This is a genomic window from Kitasatospora sp. NPDC058032 (assembly GCF_042885845.1).
Lineage (GTDB): Bacteria > Actinomycetota > Actinomycetes > Streptomycetales > Streptomycetaceae > Kitasatospora.
In genome coordinates, this window is the sequence record NZ_JBHVRK010000007.1 from 364,721 (window position 1) to 382,507 (window position 17,787).

The window sequence follows — 17,787 nt, forward strand, 5'->3', positions numbered from 1 at the left end:
CACGACGGCTCCCACCGCACCCACCCGCACCAACCGCCGCGTCCGAACCAGCACATCGGAGAACCACCACGGTGACTACGAGTCGACAACTGGAGATCCCCTTCGCCGACGGCCGCTCCGGCAGCGGACCCGCCACCTGGGGCCAGCGGGCCATCTGGGACATCGTCAACCGCCTCACCCCCGCCGACCGCCCCCGCTTCAACATCGCCACCGCCGCCCCGCTCGACCCGGGCCCGCCGCTGCCGGCCGTCCTGGACGCCCTCGGGCACCTGCTCCACCTGCACGACTCCCTGCACACCCGCCTGCAGCCCGGGCCGGACGGCACCGGTCTGCGCCAGAGCGTCGACCCGGCCGGCCTGCTGACCGTGCACGTCCGCGACTGCGCGGCGGATGCCGGAGCGGACGAACTCTCCGCCACCGGTGCCGAGTTGCACGCGGAGCTGGCCGGCCGACCGTTCGACTGCACGACCGAGTGGCCGATCCGGGTCGGCCTGGTGGTCGCCGACGGCCAGGTGCGGTACATCTCCCTGGTGCTGTCCCACACCGCGGTGGACGGCACCGGCATGGGCCTGCTGGTCCGCGACCTCAGCGAACTCGCCGCAGGCACCGGCCCGGACGCCATCCGGGCCGCCCGATCTCCCCAACAGCCCCTGGAGGAAGCCGAGTTCCAGACCTCCGAGCGCGGTCTGAAGCGCGACGCCAACGCCCGCGCGCACACCCTGCGCAAGCTGCGCACCGCCCCGTCCCGGCTCTTCCCCCCGACCACTGCCGGGGACGGGGCCGGAACCGCGTCCGGGGCCGCCTCCGGAGCCGCCGAACGGTTCCCAAACGCCGTGCTCAGCTCACCCGCGCTGCTGCGCGCGGTCGAGAACGTCGCCGCGGCGCACCGGACCGGCTCCTCCGCCGTCCTGGTCGCGGCGGCGGCCGCGATGACGGCCCGGCTGGCCGGCCGCTCGGACGCGGTGCTCCAGGTCGTGGTCAACAACCGCTTCCTGTCCGGCCTGACCGACGCCGTCAGCGTGGTCGCCGGCGACGCCCTGCTCCATCTCACCGATGCCGACGTCGACGGCGATACGGACGGCGGCTTCGGCGCCGCGGTGCGCCGCACCCATGCCGCCTCGATCGCCGCCTACCGGCACGCCTACTACGACCGGCGCCTGCTCGACGCGGAGATCGAGCGCCTGACCGCCGAGCAGGTGCCGCTCGCCGACCGCTCCTGCGTCTTCAACGACACCCGCGACCTGCTCCCCAGCGGCCTGGCTGCGCAGGCCGCGCAGGCCGCGCCGACCGGGGGTGAGGACGGGCGCAGTACGCTCTCCTGGCCCGTCGACTTCGACCCGCGCCCCGGGCTCACTTACGCCCTGGACGCCCTGCGCACCCCCACCGCCCTGCAACTCGCCATGACCGCCGACCCGGCGGTGCTCCCCCGATCCGCGATGGAGCGATTCCTCTACGGCATCGAGGAGCTGGTGCTCACCGAGGAGCGTTCCCTGCAGTCCTGAAGCGAGCGCAGGGGCCCGCCCGTCCGCTCACGTCCGGACGGCCGGGCCCCGGCCACTCACTTCCGACCGGTCGTCAACGCTGGTGATCGTGCACGTTGTTGGTCTCCTGGATCTTCTTCCAGGACTTCGGCTCCGGGTGCTTGCCGGTCGCGACGCCCGGCGCCAGGCTCGCCGCGGCCGGGGCAGTCCCGATGCCGTTGGTGCCCGCCGCCGGCCTCCCCGGAGTGAACAGCCAGGTGTTGAAGAGCTCGCCCAGCGGCTTGCCGGAGATCCGCTCGGCGTACGCCTGGAACTGCTGGATCGTGGCGTTGCCGTACTTGTGCTCGGCCGGCCAGCCCTTGAGGATCGCGAAGAACTTGTCGTCGCCGATGGTGTTGCGCAGCGCCTGGAGGGTGATCGCACCCCGGTCGTAGACGGCACCGGCGAACTGGTTGTCCGCGCCCGGGTCGCCCGGCTTGATCGACCAGAACGGGTCGCCGGCCGGGTAGTAGTCGTAGAAGAAGTCGGCCAGCTCCTGCGCGGTGCCCTCGTTCTCGTGGTCCGACCAGAGCCACTGGGAGTACCGGGCGAAGCCCTCGTTGAGCCAGATGTCGCTCCAGCGCTGCACGGAGACGCTGTCGCCGTACCACTGGTGGGCCAGCTCGTGGACCACCACGGAGGTGTTGGAGCCGCGGGCGAACTGCGCGGGGCTGTAGAAGACCTGCCCCTGGGTCTCCAGCGCGTACCCGGTGGGGACGTTGGGCACGTAGCCGCCGACCGTGTCGAACGGGTAGGCCCCGAAGATCGTGCTCAGCCAGTCGGTCAGCTCACCGGTGCGCTCGACGCTGGCCTGCGCCGCTCCGGCGTTGGCGCCGAGGTCGGGGCTGTAGGCGGTGATGACGGGCAGCCCGCCCGGGGTGGTGTCCTGGCGGATGTCGAACCTGCCGATCGCCAGGGTGGCCAGGTAGGTGGCCTGCGGCTTGGCCTGCCGGTAGTTGTAGCGGATCCAGCCGGGCCGCTGACTGGTGCTCAGGGTGCCGTTGCTGACCACCTGGGTGCCGTTCGGCACCAGCACCGAGACATCGAAGGTCGCCTTGTCGGTGGGGTGGTCGTTGCTCGGGTACCACCAGGCGGCGCTCTCGGGCTCCTGGGCGGCCACACCGCCGTCGGGGGTGCGGCGCCAGGCGGAGTAGCCACCGCGCTTGACCTCTCCGGGCTTGTCGGCGTAGCGGACGACGACGGTGACCGGGCTGCCCTTGGCGATCGTCCGGGCGGGGGTGACCACCAGCTCCTGCTCGCCGGCGGTGGTGAACGCCGCGGTGCGCCCGTTGACCTGCACCTCCTTGACCTGGAGCACGAAGTCCAGGTTGAAGCGGGTGAGGTCCTGGGTGGCGGTGGCCAGGATGGTGGTGGTGCCCTCCAGCTCGTCGGTGGCGGGCTGGTACTTCAGCCGGATGTCGTAGTGCGAGACGTCGTAGCCGCCGTTGCCGGCAGACGGGTAGTAGGGGTCACCGATGCCCGCGGCGCCCGGTCCGGCCTGGGCGGCGGAGGCGGGAACGGACAGGAGCAGGGCGAGCGCGCCGGCGGCGGCAGAGACGATCAGCCTCTTGCGCACAGTGGTCCTCCACGGGGTATGCGGGACAGCGGGTCGGATCGATCCTTGTCCCAACAGCCCTCGCGGTACGCCTGAATTATGAGATGTTCATAAGAAGACACAGGCCGACATCACGCCGCCTCCCACCCGTGACGGCATGTCATGAACGGCTGACGATCACTCATTCACCGTATGGCCGGGCACCCTGCGACCCCAGCGCGACCGGCGCCCGCACCAGCGAGCCGTACTCGGTCCACGAGCCGTCGTAGTTCTTCACGTGCGGGTACCCGAGCAGCTCGGTCAGCGCGAACCAGGTGTGCGCCGAACGCTCGCCGATCCGGCAGTAGGCGATCACCTCGCGCTCCGGCTCGACGCCCTCCCCGCCGTACAGCGCCCGCAGCTCCTCCGCCGAACGGAAGGTGCCGTCCTCGTTCGCCGCCCGCGACCAGGGGATGTTCACCGCGCCGGGGATGTGCCCGGGCACCTGCGCCTGCTCCTGCGGCAGGTGCGGCGGGGCCAGCGCCTCGCCCCGGTACTCGGCGGGCGAGCGGACGTCCACCAGCACCGCGTCCGAGCCCGGCTTGGCGAAGACCTCCGCCTTCGCCAGCACCTCGTCCCGCAGCGCCCGTACCTCGGGGTGCTCCGGGCCGGCCAGCCGGTAGGTGCTGTGCTGGTAGTCCATGACCTCCTCGGTCAGCTCGCGCCCCTCCAGCTCCCACTTCTTGCGCCCGCCGTCCAGCAGCCGCACCGGGCCGAAGCCGCGCAGCCGCAGCAGCCAGTAGCCGTAGGCGGCGAACCAGTTGTCGTTGCCGCCGTACAGCACGACGGTGGTGTCGTCCTCGACCCCGGCGGCGCGCAGCAGGTGCTCGACGCCCGCGCGGTCGACGTAGTCGCGGCCGACCGGGCTGTGCAGGTCGGTGGTCCAGCTCCAGCCGATCGCGCCGGGCAGGTGCCCGCGCTCGTAGGCCCCGGTGTCCTCGTCCACCTCGACGACCCGGAGCGTGCCGTCGTCCAGGTGGTGGGCCAGCCACTCCGTGCCGACCAGCGCCTCGGGGTGTGCGTAGCCGTCGCCGGTCATCGCCGCCCTCCCTTCACGCGGGGACTCTTCGAACCTACGTCCGCACCCCCCGCGACGGCCACCCGGACCCGCGGCGGGGCCTACGCCGCGGTGGGCAGCCGGGCGACGTAGTACTGGTTGAGCGGATCGCCCTCGATCCGTTCGACCTCCACCGAGCCGAAGCCCGCCTCGGCCAGCATCCGGCGGGCGGTCTGCTCACCCCAGACGGTGCCGAGCCCGGCGCCGCCCTCGCCGAGCGAGACCGTCATGCAGTAGAAGGTCGAGAAGGTGTACAGCGCCGGGGCGAGCGGGTGCCCGATGTTCTCCTCCAGCCGGCTGCTGGCCGCGATGTCACCCATCAGGAAGACGCCGCCGGGCCGCAGCACGGCCGCGACGGCCCGCAGCGTGCGGTCCGGCCGGGCCAGGTCGTGGATCACGTCGAAGGCGGTGGCCAGGTCGTAGGAGCCGGTCAGCCCGGCCGAGTCGGCGAGCTCGAAGCGGGCGTTGTCCAGGCCCCGCACGGCGGCCTCCGCCTTGGCCGCGCCGATGCCCTGCTCGGAGATGTCCACGCCGGTGAACCGGCTGGCCGGGAAGGCCTCGGCCAGCACGTTGACGGCGTGGCCCTGCCCGGTGCCGACGTCGACCGCGTCGACGCCCTCCCGCAGCCGCTCGGTGAGCCCCGGCACCAGCGGCACGATGGCGTCGACCAGCGCCAGGTCGTACACCGCCGCGGTCTCCTCGCCCTGCAGCGCCTGGAACCGCGGGTAGGCGGAGTACGGCAGGCCGCCGCCCTTGCGGAACACCTCGACGATCCGTTCCTCGACGTCTCCCATCAGGGCCAGGAACTGCATCATCCCGGCCAGGTTGTCCGGCCCGGCGGCCCGGGTCAGCGACGCCGCGTGCTCCGGCGGCAGCCAGTAGCTGCGCCGCGCCGGGTCGTACTCGACGAACCCTCCGACCACCATGGCGCCCAACCACTCGCGGACGTAGCGTTCGTCCAGCCCGGCGGCGCGGGCGACCTCCTCACCGGTCGAGGGCGCGAGGCCCGCCATGGTGTCGAAGAGGCCGGTCCGGTGACCGACACTGGCCATGAACCCCAGGCAGGCGTCATTGAGCACCTGCACCACACGACCCGCGAACTCCTCCTGCCCCGCCGGGTCCGGTTCCCATTCGGACATCGTTCCTCCTGCCCCGCCTCGGGACCTGCGCGAACCCTCCCCTCGTCACGCTACGCCGCCGCCGGGCGATCCCCCACCCGGGCTACCGGGTGACGGGCCAGGGCACCTCGCCGCGCTTCTCGTAGCGGTACCCGGCGGCCTCCCAGCGGGCGCCCTCCTCGGCGAGGCGGGTGCTGAACCGCTCCCAGGAGTGGCTCTCCTTCGACGACCAGCCCAGTTCGGCGAGCGCGGGCAGCCGGGGCAGCAGCATGAGGTCGAGCTTCTCCGGGGTGTCCAGGGTCTCCGTCCACAGCGGCGCCTCGACCCCGAGCACGGAGCCGGCGGGCAGCGGCACCAGGGTGTCCGGGTCCCAGGAGTAGGCGGACCGGACGTCGATGGTGCCGGCCCAGACCAGCCCCAGCGGGTAGCCGGCCTCGTACTTCATGTCCAGGTAGGTGCGGCCGGAGGGCGACATGATCACCTTGGCGCCGCGCTCGGCGGCCTCCTTCAGCTCGACGTCGCGCCCGGCCCGGCCGTCCCAGAACTGCAGCACCCCGACCCCGCCCGGCGCGGTCTGGTTCCAGCCGACCGGGGTCTTCCCGGCGGCGAGCACCTGGGCGCCGACCCGCCGCACGAACTCCGCGTACTCCGCCGGGGAGATCTTCTTCACCTCGTCGCCGCCGAGGTGCAGGTAGGGCCCCGGGGTGAGCCGGGCCACCTCGGTGATCACCTCCTGGGTGAAGGCGAAGACCTCGTCACCGGTCGGGCAGAGCGTGGAGAAGCCGACCTCGATCCCGGTGTACGGCCAGGGGCGGGCGCTCCGGGTGCAGTCCAGCTCGGGGTAGGAGGCGAGGATCGCGTTGCTGTGACCGGGCAGGTCGACCTCGGGGACGACGGTGAGGTAGCGCTCCTGCGCGTAGCGGACGATCTCCTGGTAGTCGGCGGCGGTGTAGAAGCCGCCGGGGGTGCCGTCGACCTCGCTGACCGCGCCGACCGAGGTCAGCGCGGGCCGGGACGGGATCTCGATCCGCCAGCCCTGGTCGTCGCTCAGGTGCAGGTGCAGCTGGTTGATCTTGTAGAGGGCGAGACGGTCGATGAACCCCTTGACCTCGGCCGGGGTGAAGAAGTGGCGGGCGACGTCGAGCATCGCGCCCCGGTAGCCGTAGCGCGGGCGGTCCTCGACGGTGACCGGCGCGACCGTCCACTCCGGGCCGCCGGTGACCGGGCGCGGGCTCTCGATCTGCGGGGGCAGCAGCTGGCGGAGGGTCTGGGTGCCCCGGAAGAGCCCCTCGGCGGTGCGGGCGGCGATCCGTACGCCGGTGGCGTCGGCCGTCAGCCGGTAGCCCTCGGTACCGGTGGCCTCGGGGAGCCCGGGGTCGAGCAGCAGGCCGATGCCGTCGGCCGGATCCGCCGCGGTCCGATCCGCTCCGGCCGGACCGGCGTCGGCCACCACCGGGAGCGGCAGCCCGGTCGGACGGCGCAGCGCCTCGGCGAGCTGTTCGGCGATCCGCCGCACCTCCCCGGCCTGCCGTTCGACGGCCTCCGCCCCGGGAACGGTCCGGACGACGGTGCGCCCGGTGAGCCGGTAGCCGGGACCGGAGCCGGCGGTGACGGAGAGCGGGACCGGGATGATCCGGTCGGCGGTGCGCGGGCCGGCGGGTACCGCGGCGGCCCCGCCCCGGGCGGGGTCGTCACCACCGGTCGCCCGCTGCACCCCGAAGCCGACCGCGGCGAGCAGCAGGACGGCGACGAGGAGCAGCGCTCTGCGGGCCCGGGCGGAGAGCCCGGCTGTTCGAATCGGCACGGCCGCTCCCGGTGTCTTCAGGCACTCCACCGACCGCTGTTCACGGCCGGTTCACCGGAATGGTCTCAACCAATAGCCGCCTTGTCCCGTGCTTCGTACGAATTCGCTTCGTTGTCGCGCGACAGCGGCGCCGGTGCATGCACCGCCACCGTGGCGGATCAGGCGAAGACCACCGAGCGGACCAGCAGCCGGTCACCGGCCCGACCACCCGGCCGCAGCACGAAGTAGGTGTCGCCCGCGCAGCCGAAGTCGCGGAAGACGGTGGCGGTCGAGCCGGTCCGGTTCGAGGGCGCGAACGCCGGCTCCTCGTCGGTGGCCTCCGGCAGGTCGACGCACGCGTGGCTCTTCGGCTCGATCAGCGCGCCGGTGAAGTCGGGGCCGTACTTGTAGCGGAATTCCCCGGCGGCGGCGTTGGCGGAGAGCGGGACGGCGAGGACGAGCGCGATCGCGCTGATGGCGGCGAGCACGGCGTTGCGCAGACGCATGGCGGGTGGCCTTTCAGGCGGTACTCGGTGGTACCTGGTGAATTGGTGCGAGATCACCCTAGAGGCCCAAAAACCAGGGAAACGATTCTGCTAATCCACCCTTTCAGGTGGTTTAAGCGCTATTCCCGCGACTTTTCCGTTTCCCTGTTCCACTCCCGACACACTCATCCGGGCGGGGCGGTGAAGTAGTAGCCGGAGTCGATCAGCACCGGCAGATAGGCCTTCAGTGCCGCCACCGTCTGCGAGCGGTCCCCGCCGCCGTCGTGGTTGAGCACGATCGAGCCGGGGCGGACGTCCTTGAGGACCCGGTCGGTGATCACGCCCGTCCCGGGCCGGGCCCAGTCCCGCGGATCGACCGACCAGGCCATCGGCCGCATGCCCATCTCCGCGCTCACCCGCAGGGCGGTGGAGGACCAGTCGCCGCCCGGCGCCCGGAACCAGGTCGGCACCTTGCCGGTGGTCCGGTGCAGCAGGTCGGAGGTGCGCTCCAGTTCGTCGCGCACCTTGCCCTCGGAGAGGCTGCGCAGGTCGGGGTGGGTCCAGGTGTGGTTGGCGATGTGGTGGCCGCGGGCGGCGATCTCGCGGACCAGGTCGGGGTGTTCCACGGCGTTCTCGCCGATCAGGAAGAAGGTGGCCCGGATGCCGTACTGCTCCAGCAGCGCCAGAACGGTCGGGGTGTGCCGGGGGTCGGGGCCGTCGTCGATGGTGAGCGCGACCACCTTGTGCCCGGGGTCCAGCTCGTAGACCGGCTTGCTGTCGGAGGAGGACGGCGCCCGCGCGGGCGACGGCGCGGCCGAGGCGGGGGCGGACGCGGAGGGCGCCGCGGACGGACTCGCCGCGGCGGACGGCGTCCCGGCCGCCGTCGGAGTCGCGGACGGGGTCCCGGCCACGGAGCGGACGGCCGTCGGGGTCGCGGTGGCGGTCGGCGTCGGCGTCCGAGTCGGAGTCGCGGACGGGGTGAAGGCGGCGGAAGGACTCGGGGCCCAGGACGGGCTCGGGGGGTCGGAAGGGAGGTCCGGGACGGCGTCGGGGCCCGCCGCGTCGAGCGCCCGGGCGGCCTCCACGACCGCCGAGCCCCGGCCGCAGCCGGCCAGCCCGAGCAACGACATCCCCGCTGCGGCCAGCAGCAATCTTCGCGAAGTAATCTGACGATCAGACAGCATGGCGAATGTCTCCCCCGTTCACCGGCCCGCCTCCCGGCGGCTACCCCGACGGGCTCGATCACCACCCCAACGGCCCATGTCACGACCGGTTCGCGCACCCCCTGACCGGATTCGGGCCGGGCCCGCTAGTCTGACCTCTCCCAGTCTGATGATCTGTCTTAAGAGGACGTGGCCATGACGAAAAGTCAGGATTTCGCCGACCGCTCCGACAACGACGACCCCGAGCTCAGTCAGTGGGAGAAGTACGGGGTCGACACCAGCACTCCGCACTCCGCCCGCGTCTACGACTACTGGCTGGGCGGGAAGACCAACTTCCCGCCGGACCGCGCGATGGGTCAGGCCATCGAGCAGGCGGTGCCCACCATGAAGGCGCAGGCCAAGGAGAACCGCGGCTTCCAGAAGCGCGCCGTGCGCCACCTCGCCGAGCAGTACGGCATCCGCCAGTTCCTCGACCTCGGCACCGGCATCCCCACCTCGCCGAACACCCATGAGATCGCCGAGTCGGTCAGCGCCGGCACCCGGGTCGTCTACGTGGACAACGACCCGATCGTGCTGGCCCACGCCCGCGCGCTGATGGTCTCCACCCCGGCCAGCCGCACCACCTACATCCACGCCGACCTGGGCAAGCCCGCCGAGCTGCTGGGCGACCCGGCCCTCAACTCGACGCTGGACCTCTCCCAGCCGGTCGGCCTGCTGATGATCGCCGTGCTGATGCTGATCGCCGACGAGGACGACCCGTGGGGCAAGGTCGCCGCGCTGCGCGACGCGCTGCCCTCCGGCAGCTACCTCGCGCTGACCCACCCCACCCAGGACTTCAACGAGGCCGCCGTCGCCCAGGTGACCAGCTCCGCCCGCGCCGCCGGAATGACCCTGGTGCCGCGCAGCAAGGAGGAGGTCACCCGGTTCTTCGACGGCTGGGAGCTGATCGAGCCCGGCGTCGCCCCGGTGATGGCCTGGCACCCGGACGGCGAGCAGCCCGAGGACCCGTACGCGGCGTACTACTGGGGCGGCGTCGCCCGCAAGCCCTGAGCCACCGCCCGGAACCCGGCCGCCACCGGCCCCGCCCACCCCCACCGGGCGGGGCCGGCCCGCAGGCCGCGCCCGCCGTCGGAGCTCACTTCAGCAGCCGGGACAGCCGCCGGTCCGCCAGCGGCCGGCCACCGGTCTGGCAGGTCGGGCAGTACTGCAGCGAGGAATCCGCGAAGGACACCTCCCGCACGGTGTCCCCGCAGACCGGACACGGCTGCCCGGTCCGCCCGTGCACCCGCAGGCCGAGCTTCTTCTCCGCCTTCAGCTCCCCCGCCGCCAGCCCGCGCGAGCGCTCCACCGCCTCGCGCAGCGTCGTGCCGAGCGCCTCGAACAGCCGCGCCGTCTCCTCCGGCGACAGATCGGCCGCCAGTTTGTACGGGGACATCCGCGCCGCGTGCAGCACCTCGTCCGAGTAGGCGTTGCCGACCCCGGCGAGCACGCTCTGGTCGCGCAGCACGCCCTTGATCCGGCGCCGCTCGCCGGTCAGCAGTGCCCGGAAGCGCGCCAGGTCGAAGCCCGGGTCCAGCGGGTCCGGGCCGAGCCGGGCCACGCCCGGGACCTCCGCCGCCTCCCGCACCACGTACACCGCGAGGCCCTTCCTGCTGCCCGCCTCGGTGAGGTCGAAGCCGGCCGCGTCCGGGCCCTCCAGCCGCACCCGCAGCGCCAGCGGGTTGCGCCCGCCCGGCCTCGGCGGCAGCGCGGGCAGGCCCTCCTTCCAGCGCAGCCAGCCCGCCCGGGCCAGGTGGACCACCAGGTGCAGCCCGCCGGCCTCGATGTCGAGGAACTTGCCGTGCCGCACGACCGCGCCGACCGTCCGGCCCGCCAGCGCCGTCACCGGCGGGTCGTAGGTCTTCAGGGCGCTGATCGCCACCGGCTGGACCTCGGCGATCACCCGCCCGGTCAGCCGCTGCGACAGGTAGGCGGTCAGGGCCTCGACCTCGGGCAGTTCCGGCATGCGCCCAGTCTCGCGCAGCCGCCCGCCGCCCGCCCTCCCTCGCGTCGTCCGCCGCCTTTGCCGTCCACCGCGCCCCGGCGCAGGCTGGAGGAGGCGACCGCGCGCCAGCCGAGGAGGTCGGGCCCGCCATGAGCACGCTTGAGGAACAGATCGACATCGACGCCCCGGTGCTGGCCGCCTGGCAGCAGCTGCACCGGGTCCACGAGTACCCGCGCTTCGTCGACGGCGTCCGCAGCGCCCAGCCGCACGGCCGCAACCTCGCCCATCTCGAAGTGGAGATCGCCGGCGCCGAACGGGACGTCGAGACCGAGATCACCGACCGGGGGCGCGGCCGGGTGATGACCTGGCGCACCCTGGACGGCCTGCCGCTGCACGGCGCCTTCGCGCTGCGTCCGCTGGACCGGGCGCACACCCGGGTGCAGATCCGCGTCGAGTACGACCCGGAGGAACTGCACGAGGTGCTCGGCGGCCCGCGCGGATTCGCCCTCGCCGGGGCCGTCGAACGCGCCGTCCGCACCGACCTGACGCTGTTCCGGGACCTGGTCGAGGCCCGGGTGGAGGCCGCCGCCGAGCCGCCCCCGCCGGTCGTCGAGCCGCCCCGGATCGTGGACGTAAACGGCATATAAGCGCAGCTCAGGGGGGCGGTGAGGATCTTCACAGCAGTCCCGCCGGACCCGTCGTCCGGCCTTCCACCTGTGGCACACTCGGGTCCCATGAGCACGGCCCCGCTCCCCAGGACGCTGCGCGCGGCGATCTTCGCCGCGCTGCTCGTGCTGCTCGCGGGGCTCGGCCAGGTCCTGGTCACCGGCCGTCCGCTGGCGCTCGGCACGCTCGCCCTGGCCGGCGCCGCCGTCTTCACGGTGGCCTTCGCCCTGGCGGGCCGCGAGCGCGGCTACCGCTCGGTCGTGGCGGTGTTCCTGCCGCTGGAACTCGGGCTGAGCGCCCTCTTCGGCCTCGCCCAGGCGACCTGTCCCTCGCTGCCGCCCGGCACCGGCCGCGGCCTCGAACCGCTGCTCTGCGGCGGCGGCTCGCTCGGCGGGCTGCTGCTCGGCCACGGCCTCTCCCGGCCGCTCGGGCTGGTGGTGCTGCTGCTCCTGCACACCGCGCTCGCCCTGGCCGCCGCCGCCTGGCTGCGCGGTGCCGACGCCGCGCTGTGCGCTCTGGCCCGCTCGGTGCGGATCCTCGGCGACTTCGCGCAGCGCTTCGCCGCCTCGGCCGGCCGTCGGCTGCTGCTGCTCGCCGCCCCGCTGCCGGCCCGCCCGGTGGCCCGGGTGCCGTTCCCACGCGCCAGCCGCGTGCGGGTGCCCGCCGAATCCGTCGTCCTGCGCCCCGCCGTCCGGCGCGGCCCGCCGGTTCTCGCGCCGGCCCGCTGAGCAGAGCCGCGGCGATCAGCCGCGAGGTCCTCGGCCGGCCGTGCCGCCCAGCGCCCGCACGCCGTTCCACGAGCACCAGGACGACCTTTCCCATGAGCACCTCCCCCGAGAAGTCCCCGCAGACCCCCAAGACCCCCAAGGCCACCGCCGCCGACCGCAAGGCCGCCCGCCGGGCCGCCACCGAGCGGATGCGCGAGCAGCGCGAGCGCGCCGACCGGTCCGCCCGGATCCGGCGCCGCGTGGTGGTCGGCGCCGCCTCCGCCGCCGTGCTCGCCCTGGTGGCGGGCGTGGCCTTCGCCGTCGGCGGCTCCTCCGGCTCCGGCGACGCCGCGGCCTCCGGCCCGCTGGTCGTGCCGGCCAATACCAGCGGCGCGGACGGCACCGTGATCACCTACGGCAAGGCCGACGCCCCGCACACCCTGGAGGTCTACGAGGACTTCCGCTGCCCGTACTGCGAGCAGCTGGAGACCACCACCGGCCCGACCGTCCAGCAGCTCGCCGACGCCGGCACGTACAAGATCGAGTACCACCTGGCGACCTTCCTCGACCAGGGCCTGGGCGGCAAGGGCTCGCGCACCGCGCTGGCCGCCGCCGGCGCGGCGCTGAACGAGGGCGTGGACAAGTTCAAGCAGTTCCACGACGTGCTCTACGCCAACCAGCCGGACGAGCGCGACGACGCCTTCTCCGACGTCAACCACCTGCTCGACCTGGCCGGCAAGGTCCCGGGCCTGAAGACCGACGGCTTCGTCAAGGCGGTCCAGGAGGGCACCTACGTGCCGTGGGCGGTGCAGGTGAACAAGGACTTCGACAAGAGCGGCGTCACCGGCACCCCGACCGTCCGCCTGGACGGCCAGAAGCTGGACGTCTTCGCGGGCGGCGTGCCCGCCTCGCCCGAGAAGTTCACCGCGATGGTCAAGCAGGTGACCGGATGACCGCCCCCGTCACCCGCCGCACCTACGGCGCGAGCCGCCCGTACGCCCTGCTGCTGGTGATCGGCGGCGCGCTGGGGCTGTTCGCCTCGGCCGTCCTCACGCTGGACAAGATCCGGCTGCTGAAGGACCCGTCGTACGTCCCGAACTGCAATATCAATCCGATCATCAGCTGCGGCTCGGTCATGCGCAGCGACCAGGCCGAGGCCTTCGGCTTCCCGAACTCGCTGCTCGGCCTCGTCGGGTTCGCGGTGGTGCTCGCGGTCGGCGCCGGGCTGCTGGCCGGCGCGTCCTACCGGCGCTGGTTCTGGCTGGGCCTGCAGGCCGGGACGGTGTTCGGGATCGGCTTCGTGACCTGGCTGATGTACCAGGCGCTGTACCGGATCGGGGCGCTCTGCCCGTACTGCATGGTCGTGTGGGCGGCGATGATCCCGCTGTTCTGGTACACCACGCTGCACAACCTGCGCTCGGGGATCATCCCGGTGCCGCGCGGCCTGCGCCCGGCGGTGCGGGAGGCGGCGCGCTACCACTGGGTGGTGCCGGCGCTCTGGTACGCGGTGATCGTGCTGCTGGTCCTCAAGCGGTTCTGGTACTACTGGTCCACACTGATCTGAGACCCCTGACCTCCACCGCCGCCCGCCTCCGGAGCCGCCTCGGCCCGGGGGCGGGCGCACCCCGATCCCGGGCGAGGCGCCGATGTCGAAGATCGTCCTTTTCATGTCCGTCTCGCTGGACGGCTGCTTCGAGGGACCGGACCGGGACATCTCCTGGAACCGCGTCGACGAGGAGGTGCACCGCTACCTCAACGCCGAGCTGGGCCGGATGGGCGGTTTCGTCTCCGGCCGGATCACCCACCAGCTGCTGGCCGACTTCTGGCCCGACGCCGACCGCGGCCCGGCCGTCGAACCCTGGATCGCCGAGTTCGCCCGGATCTGGCGGGCGATGCCGAAGACGGTCTTCTCCCGCACCCTGCGGCAGGCCGACTGGAACACCACCGTGCTCCCCGAGGTCACCCCGGAGGCGGTCGCCGCGCTCAAGGCGGCCACCACCGGGGACCTCGCCCTCGGCGGCGCCGGCCTGGCCGCGACCTTCCGCGCCCTCGACCTGGTCGACGAGTACCACCTGCTGATCCACCCCGTGCTGCTCGGGCGCGGCCACCGGCTGTTCCCCGCCGACGGCCCGCCCGAGGACCTGGAGCTGCTGACCACCCGCGTCTTCGGCAACGGGGTGGTCCTGCTGCGCTACGCCCGGGCGGCGGCCCGCGGCGCGAACTCGTAGGCGGCGACCTCGGCCAGCAGCGCGGCACGGCGGTCCTCGTCCAGGAACGAGGCGTGGAAGGAGTTGGCGGCCAGCAGCCGCAGCGTCTCGTCCGCGAGGCCGAGCGCGTCGGCGAGGGCGTCGTAGTTGTCCCCCGCGTAGCCGCCGAAGTAGGCCGGGTCGTCGGAGTTGACGGTGGCCAGCAGGCCGGCGTCGAGGATGGCGGGCAGCGGGTGGTCGGCGAGGGTGTCGATGCAGCGCAGCCGGACGTTGGAGAGCGGGCAGAGGGTGAGCGGGATCCGCTCGCGGACCAGCCGCTCGACCAGCGCCGGGTCCTCCAGGCAGCGCAGGCCGTGGTCGATCCGCTCCACGCCGAGCACGTCCAGCGCCTCGGTGATGTACGCGGCCGGGCCCTCCTCGCCGGCGTGGGCGACCCGGTGCAGGCCGGCCTCGGCGGCGAGCCGGTAGACCTCGCGGAACTTGGCCGGCGGGTGGCCGACCTCGGCGGAGTCCAGCCCGATGCCGGTGATCCGGCCGCCGAACCAGGGGCGGGCGGCCTCGAAGGTCTCCAGCGCGGACTCGGCGGACTCGTCCCGCAGGAAGCACATGATCAGCCGGGTGCTGATGCCGTGCCGCTCCTCGCTGCGGTCCAGCGCCCGGCCGAGGCCGTCCACGACGACGGACAGCGGCACCCCGCGCGCGGTGTGCGCCTGCGGGTCGAAGAAGATCTCGGCGTGCCGCACCCCCTGCTCGGCCGCCCGGGCCAGGTAGGCCTCGGCGAGCTCGGCGAAGTCCTGCTCGGTCCGCAGCACGGCCATCAGCGCGTAGTACAGGTCGAGGAAGGACTGCAGGTCGGTGAAGGCGTAGGCGCGCCGCAGCTCCTCGGTGTCCGCGTACGGCAGGGTGACGCCGTTGCGGGCGGCGAGCGCGAAAGCGAGCTCGGGCTCCAGGGTGCCTTCGATGTGCAGGTGCAGTTCGGCCTTGGGGAGGGGCATCGGTGCCTGTCCGGGAGAGCGGTACGAATACGAAGTGGTCATCCTACTTTTTCGCCTCCGCCGACCACGCATCGGGCAGGTCACGCACCCGCCGCAGCGGCGAGGCGATCAGCAGCCCGGCCGAGGCCGTCAGCAGCGCGATCGTGATCCACATCGCCGGACGCAGCCCGAGCACCTCCCCCAGGACGCCGCCGGTCACCGCACCGAGCGGGATGGTCGCCTGGTTGGCCGCCATCGAGGTGGCCACCACCCGGCCGAGCAGCTCGGGCGGCGCGTAGCGCTGGCGGAAGCTGCCGATCACGACGTTGGCGAGCACCACGCCGGCCACCATCACCGCCAGCCCCGCCGCGTACAGCAGCACCCCGGCGCCGGGCCGGGCGCTCGGCAGCAGCAGGCCGAACGGGGTGACGGTGAGCAGGGCGAGCAGCACGCCGCGCGCCGTCCCGTACCGCCGGGTGACCGGGCGGACGAGCGCGGCGCCGGCCACCCCGCCCAGCGCGCCGGCGGCGCCCAGCCAGCCGACCGCCGCGGGGGCCACGCCCAGCTCCTCGACCAGGAAGAGCACCGACACCGCCTGGTAGCCGGCCAGCGCGAGGTTGGCGACCGCCCCGTAGCGCAGCAGCGCGCCCAGGTACGGGTCGCGGCGGACGAAGGCCAGCCCCTCGCGGACCCGGCGGCCGAGCGGGGCCGGGTCGGCCGCCGGGGCCTGGGCCCGCCGGTCGCGGATCAGCAGCAGCGCCGCGGCGGCGGCCAGGAAGCTCACCGCGTCGACCAGCAGTCCGGCGGCGGCGCCGAAGGCCTGCACGGTGAGCCCGGCCACGCCCGGCCCGGCGACCTGGGCGGCCGAGGCACCGCCCTGGAGCTTGGCGTTGCCCTCGGTGAGCCGCTCGGGGTGCAGCAGATCCGGCAGGTAGGCCTGGTGGCCCGCGCTCAGGAAGACCGCCGCGGTGCCCGCGAGCAGCGCGACCACCATCAGCTGGGCGAGGGTCAGCACGCCGAACAGGGCGGCGGCCGGCACCGAGGCGTACAGCGCCGCCGAGACCAGGTTGGCCCGGACCAGCACGGTGCGCCGGCGCCACCGGTCGATCCAGACCCCGGCCGGCAGGCCGATCAGCAGCCAGGGCAGCCAGACGGCGGCGCTCAGCAGCCCGGCCGCGAGCGGTCCGGCGTCCAGCGCGACCACCGCGACCAGCGGCAGGGCGACGGCGGTGACGGCGGAGCCGAGGCGGCTGACCGTCTCGCCCGCCCAGAGCAGCCGGAAGTCGCGGCTCGCGAACAGCCCGGCGGGTAACCGGGGGGCGTCCCGCAGCTCGGTGTCCGTCATGGCCGGGCCGGGACGCTGTGGGCGAAGGCGAAGACCGATTCCCGTTCGCGGCCGTCCTCGGGGACCGGCCGGTCGGCCCACCTGGCCAGCACCGCGACCAGTTCGCCGGCCAGCTCGCGGGCCTCCTCCGGGGTGAGCCGCAGCCAGGTCTCGGTGGCCACGGCGCAGCCCTCCCGCCAGGGCCCGGGGTAGTCGTGCCGGGCCGCGGACCAGCCGCGCACCAGGGCGGCCTGGCGCTCCAGCTGGAGCGAGCCGGCCGCGTCGGCGACGGCCTCGCCGACCGGGTCGCCGGCGAAGTCGGCGCGCCGCCAGCGCGGGGTGCCGGCGGTCGGGCGCCACCAGCGTTCGCGGCGGTCGCGGGCCCGCTCGGGGGCCTCCTCGACGAGGTCGGCGCCGGCCAGCACCTTGAGGTGGTGGCTGATGCTGCCGACGGCCTGGCCGGTGCGTTCGGCGAGCAGGCCGACGGTGGCGGGGCCGTCCACCGCGAGCAGGTCCAGCAGGCGGCGGCGGACGGGGTGGGCGAGGGCGGCCAGGACGCGGGAGTCGGCGATCTGCCGGACGCCGTCCGTGCCGGATTCGGTGGGTCGGGTCATGCGGCGAGAGTATCCACAAGAGCTCTTGCGCAACAGCCCTTGTACGAGAGTTCTTGTCCATTCCGGAGGCCGCCGGACGCGTACCGGAGGGGCTGGCGGGGCACCGGGTACTCGGGGGGTTTCCGGTTCCCGCCGAGGAGGGAGTGGACATGCGGCACCCCGACGCCCCGCACACCAGGCCCGAGGGCATCTCCCCGCACGCCCTGGACAACGACACCCTGGTGCACGAGCTGGAGCAGCTGCACCGGACCAGGCACGAGACCTTCCTGTACGGCTCCGAGGAGGCGCTCAAACGGCACACCCTGCGCACCGGGCAGCTGGAGGCCGAGTACCTGCACCGCTTCCCCAACCGCCTGGTCACCGCCGGCCGGACCAGGGCCGGTGCCCGCGCCCGAGCGGCGGCGGTCCGGGCGGAGGCGCTGCCGCACTAGGGCGTGTCTGACAATTCGCGTCGGATCAGCGGGCGGCGTCAGGGTGCGTGCATCGCAAGGCGGAGGAGGGAGTCCATGCGGTGGGGGCACCTCCCGGCCGTCAGGCTGGGGGCCATCGGCGACCGACGACAACGCGGCGAGGTGCGTGCCCTGGCGTCGC

18 protein-coding genes are annotated in these 17,787 nt (G+C 73.6%); 8 read left to right on the plus strand and 10 right to left on the minus strand.

Annotated elements, in window-relative coordinates; genetic code table 11:
* Positions 1-71 precede the first annotated feature (71 nt).
* The gene (locus ACFVUH_RS14925) at positions 72-1,502 is read left to right on the plus strand and encodes a condensation domain-containing protein (RefSeq protein WP_387913535.1); all 1,431 of its coding nucleotides are present in this window, start codon (positions 72-74) and stop codon (positions 1,500-1,502) included.
* A 73-nt stretch (positions 1,503-1,575) separates the two neighbouring features.
* Here ACFVUH_RS14925 and ACFVUH_RS14930 read toward each other — a convergent pair whose 3' ends face one another.
* The 6 genes from ACFVUH_RS14930 to ACFVUH_RS14955 form a co-directional block, all read right to left on the minus strand.
* Complete coding sequence (locus tag ACFVUH_RS14930; protein ID WP_355365417.1) at positions 1,576-3,096, minus strand: M1 family metallopeptidase; 1,521 nt, start codon at positions 3,094-3,096, stop codon at positions 1,576-1,578.
* Between the two features lie 160 nt (positions 3,097-3,256).
* Positions 3,257-4,153: a sulfurtransferase gene (locus ACFVUH_RS14935; RefSeq protein ID WP_355365420.1), complete on the minus strand. Its 897-nt coding sequence runs from the start codon at positions 4,151-4,153 to the stop codon at positions 3,257-3,259.
* An 80-nt stretch (positions 4,154-4,233) separates the two neighbouring features.
* Positions 4,234-5,310: a class I SAM-dependent methyltransferase gene (locus ACFVUH_RS14940; protein WP_387913537.1), complete on the minus strand. Its 1,077-nt coding sequence runs from the start codon at positions 5,308-5,310 to the stop codon at positions 4,234-4,236.
* A gap of 82 nt (positions 5,311-5,392) precedes the next feature.
* Positions 5,393-7,093: a beta-N-acetylhexosaminidase gene (locus tag ACFVUH_RS14945; RefSeq protein WP_387913539.1), complete on the minus strand. Its 1,701-nt coding sequence runs from the start codon at positions 7,091-7,093 to the stop codon at positions 5,393-5,395.
* Positions 7,094-7,251: 158 nt separating this feature from the next.
* Positions 7,252-7,578, minus strand: coding sequence for a hypothetical protein (locus ACFVUH_RS14950; RefSeq protein WP_355365426.1), 327 nt, complete (start codon positions 7,576-7,578; stop codon positions 7,252-7,254).
* Between the two features lie 164 nt (positions 7,579-7,742).
* The gene (locus tag ACFVUH_RS14955; protein ID WP_387913540.1) at positions 7,743-8,708 is read right to left on the minus strand and encodes a polysaccharide deacetylase family protein; all 966 of its coding nucleotides are present in this window, start codon (positions 8,706-8,708) and stop codon (positions 7,743-7,745) included.
* 207 nt (positions 8,709-8,915) lie between these two features.
* Here ACFVUH_RS14955 and ACFVUH_RS14960 point away from each other — a divergent pair, with 207 nt between their 5' ends.
* Entirely contained in the window at positions 8,916-9,770 is an 855-nt protein-coding gene (locus ACFVUH_RS14960) for an SAM-dependent methyltransferase (protein ID WP_355365432.1), read from the plus strand.
* A gap of 85 nt (positions 9,771-9,855) precedes the next feature.
* On the opposite strand, the gene ACFVUH_RS14965 is transcribed toward ACFVUH_RS14960, so the two are convergent.
* Positions 9,856-10,725, minus strand: a complete 870-nt coding sequence (locus ACFVUH_RS14965) for an Fpg/Nei family DNA glycosylase (RefSeq protein WP_387913541.1) — start codon at positions 10,723-10,725, stop codon at positions 9,856-9,858.
* 128 nt (positions 10,726-10,853) lie between these two features.
* Here ACFVUH_RS14965 and ACFVUH_RS14970 point away from each other — a divergent pair, with 128 nt between their 5' ends.
* From ACFVUH_RS14970 to ACFVUH_RS14990, 5 genes are all read left to right on the plus strand, one after another.
* A complete protein-coding gene (locus ACFVUH_RS14970) occupies positions 10,854-11,351 on the plus strand; it encodes an SRPBCC family protein (RefSeq protein WP_355365438.1) in 498 nt (165 codons plus the stop codon).
* Between the two features lie 87 nt (positions 11,352-11,438).
* A complete protein-coding gene (locus ACFVUH_RS14975) occupies positions 11,439-12,098 on the plus strand; it encodes a hypothetical protein (RefSeq protein WP_355365440.1) in 660 nt (219 codons plus the stop codon).
* Positions 12,099-12,190: 92 nt separating this feature from the next.
* Positions 12,191-13,030, plus strand: coding sequence for a DsbA family protein (locus ACFVUH_RS14980; protein WP_387913543.1), 840 nt, complete (start codon positions 12,191-12,193; stop codon positions 13,028-13,030).
* Complete coding sequence (locus ACFVUH_RS14985; RefSeq protein WP_355365446.1) at positions 13,027-13,641, plus strand: vitamin K epoxide reductase family protein; 615 nt, start codon at positions 13,027-13,029, stop codon at positions 13,639-13,641. The genes ACFVUH_RS14980 and ACFVUH_RS14985 overlap by 4 nt, the downstream gene beginning before the upstream one ends.
* A gap of 82 nt (positions 13,642-13,723) precedes the next feature.
* Positions 13,724-14,305, plus strand: coding sequence for a dihydrofolate reductase family protein (locus tag ACFVUH_RS14990; protein WP_387913545.1), 582 nt, complete (start codon positions 13,724-13,726; stop codon positions 14,303-14,305).
* On the opposite strand, the gene ACFVUH_RS14995 is transcribed toward ACFVUH_RS14990, so the two are convergent.
* From ACFVUH_RS14995 to ACFVUH_RS15005, 3 genes are read right to left on the minus strand one after another with little or no spacing between them, the layout of a single operon-like run.
* Positions 14,269-15,279 carry an adenosine deaminase gene (locus ACFVUH_RS14995; protein WP_387913546.1) on the minus strand — a complete coding sequence of 337 codons (1,011 nt, stop codon included), beginning with the start codon at positions 15,277-15,279 and terminating at the stop codon, positions 14,269-14,271. The two genes, ACFVUH_RS14990 and ACFVUH_RS14995, sit on opposite strands and share 37 nt — an antisense overlap.
* A gap of 43 nt (positions 15,280-15,322) precedes the next feature.
* Complete coding sequence (locus ACFVUH_RS15000) at positions 15,323-16,603, minus strand: MFS transporter (RefSeq protein ID WP_387913547.1); 1,281 nt, start codon at positions 16,601-16,603, stop codon at positions 15,323-15,325.
* Complete coding sequence (locus ACFVUH_RS15005) at positions 16,600-17,196, minus strand: ArsR/SmtB family transcription factor (protein ID WP_387913549.1); 597 nt, start codon at positions 17,194-17,196, stop codon at positions 16,600-16,602. The genes ACFVUH_RS15000 and ACFVUH_RS15005 overlap by 4 nt, the downstream gene beginning before the upstream one ends.
* Before the next feature lie 149 nt (positions 17,197-17,345).
* Here ACFVUH_RS15005 and ACFVUH_RS15010 point away from each other — a divergent pair, with 149 nt between their 5' ends.
* Positions 17,346-17,627, plus strand: a complete 282-nt coding sequence (locus ACFVUH_RS15010) for a DUF6158 family protein (protein WP_355365461.1) — start codon at positions 17,346-17,348, stop codon at positions 17,625-17,627.
* Positions 17,628-17,787 lie beyond the last annotated feature (160 nt).

What these genes read in the sequence shown, in the direction of transcription:
- ACFVUH_RS14970 (WP_355365438.1), top strand. Translation starts at nt 10,854, where the DNA reads ATGAGCACGCTTGAGGAACAGATCGACATCGACGCCCCGGTGCTGGCC.
- ACFVUH_RS15000 (WP_387913547.1), bottom strand. Translation starts at nt 16,603, where the DNA reads ATGACGGACACCGAGCTGCGGGACGCCCCCCGGTTACCCGCCGGGCTG.
- ACFVUH_RS14990 (WP_387913545.1), top strand. Translation starts at nt 13,724, where the DNA reads ATGTCGAAGATCGTCCTTTTCATGTCCGTCTCGCTGGACGGCTGCTTC.
- ACFVUH_RS14965 (WP_387913541.1), bottom strand. Translation starts at nt 10,725, where the DNA reads ATGCCGGAACTGCCCGAGGTCGAGGCCCTGACCGCCTACCTGTCGCAG.
- ACFVUH_RS14995 (WP_387913546.1), bottom strand. Translation starts at nt 15,279, where the DNA reads ATGCCCCTCCCCAAGGCCGAACTGCACCTGCACATCGAAGGCACCCTG.
- ACFVUH_RS15010 (WP_355365461.1), top strand. Translation starts at nt 17,346, where the DNA reads ATGCGGCACCCCGACGCCCCGCACACCAGGCCCGAGGGCATCTCCCCG.
- ACFVUH_RS14975 (WP_355365440.1), top strand. Translation starts at nt 11,439, where the DNA reads ATGAGCACGGCCCCGCTCCCCAGGACGCTGCGCGCGGCGATCTTCGCC.
- ACFVUH_RS14935 (WP_355365420.1), bottom strand. Translation starts at nt 4,153, where the DNA reads ATGACCGGCGACGGCTACGCACACCCCGAGGCGCTGGTCGGCACGGAG.
- ACFVUH_RS14980 (WP_387913543.1), top strand. Translation starts at nt 12,191, where the DNA reads ATGAGCACCTCCCCCGAGAAGTCCCCGCAGACCCCCAAGACCCCCAAG.
- ACFVUH_RS15005 (WP_387913549.1), bottom strand. Translation starts at nt 17,196, where the DNA reads ATGACCCGACCCACCGAATCCGGCACGGACGGCGTCCGGCAGATCGCC.
- ACFVUH_RS14940 (WP_387913537.1), bottom strand. Translation starts at nt 5,310, where the DNA reads ATGTCCGAATGGGAACCGGACCCGGCGGGGCAGGAGGAGTTCGCGGGT.
- ACFVUH_RS14985 (WP_355365446.1), top strand. Translation starts at nt 13,027, where the DNA reads ATGACCGCCCCCGTCACCCGCCGCACCTACGGCGCGAGCCGCCCGTAC.
- ACFVUH_RS14950 (WP_355365426.1), bottom strand. Translation starts at nt 7,578, where the DNA reads ATGCGTCTGCGCAACGCCGTGCTCGCCGCCATCAGCGCGATCGCGCTC.
- ACFVUH_RS14960 (WP_355365432.1), top strand. Translation starts at nt 8,916, where the DNA reads ATGACGAAAAGTCAGGATTTCGCCGACCGCTCCGACAACGACGACCCC.